1 pseudogene is annotated in these 884 nt (G+C 54.9%); it reads left to right on the top strand.

The features are described from left to right. Positions 1 to 15: 15 nt before the first annotated feature. Positions 16 to 884: pseudogene (locus tag FHQ30_RS12365) on the top strand (hemagglutinin repeat-containing protein); the annotation flags it as partial.

Here is an 884-nt window from a genome sequence, read left to right as displayed (position 1 = left end):
GTGGGTGAGGACGGCATGAACCTCACCGTCGGTGGCAACACGCATCTGAAAGGCGGGGTGATTGACAGCCAAGCCACAGCGGACAAAAACCACTTTAGCACCGGCACGTTGACGACGGAGAATATTGAAAACCACAGTGAAGTCAGTATGCAGAGTGTCAGCGTGGGGATGTCCACTTCGGGTCCGTCACCGATGCAGGCGATAGGGCTGGCAGCGAGTTTGGCAGGCAATGTCAACAAATCGGACAGCGCTATCACGCAAAGTGCGGTCAGCCAAAACATCAATCTGGAGGTGAGAAACGGCGAAACCCCGACCGCACTTTCGCGCGATACGGCGAATGCCAACCAAAAAGTACAGCAGTTTGATAAAGCAGAGTATCAAGAGCGGTTGGAAGCGGCGCAGGTGATTGGCGATATTGCGAAGAATGCGGTGAATCTGGCGACCTATGAAGAGCGCACTGAGTCTGCCAAGTTGAAAGACCGGGCGAAGGATGCGGAGAAGGCAGGGAACCGGGTTTTAGCCGCAGATTTATCCGGACAGGCTGCAGCATTGGATAAAAAAATCGATGCACAGTTTGGTATAGGCTCGACAAACGGGCAAGCAATCGCTGCGGTGACGGCGGTGCTACAAGGCTTGGCGGGCGGCAATGCAGGACAGGCGATTGCCGGTGGATTGTCACCATATGTGAACAGCCAAATCAAAGCACTGACCGGAGATAACACCGAAGCCAACATCGTTGCCCATGCGTTATGGGGTGCGATTGAGGCACAAGCAAGCGGCAACAGCGCTTTAGCCGGGGCAACTGCTGCTGCGAGCGGTGAAGTCGCAGCCGCGTTTTTAACTAAACAACTTTATGGCAAAGCGCCGCAAGACTTGACGGCGAG

Source organism: Testudinibacter sp. 'clade 2', from assembly GCF_006227735.1.
In the GTDB taxonomy this organism is placed as follows: domain Bacteria; phylum Pseudomonadota; class Gammaproteobacteria; order Enterobacterales; family Pasteurellaceae; genus Chelonobacter.
This window is presented reverse-complemented; position numbering and strand designations above follow the sequence as displayed.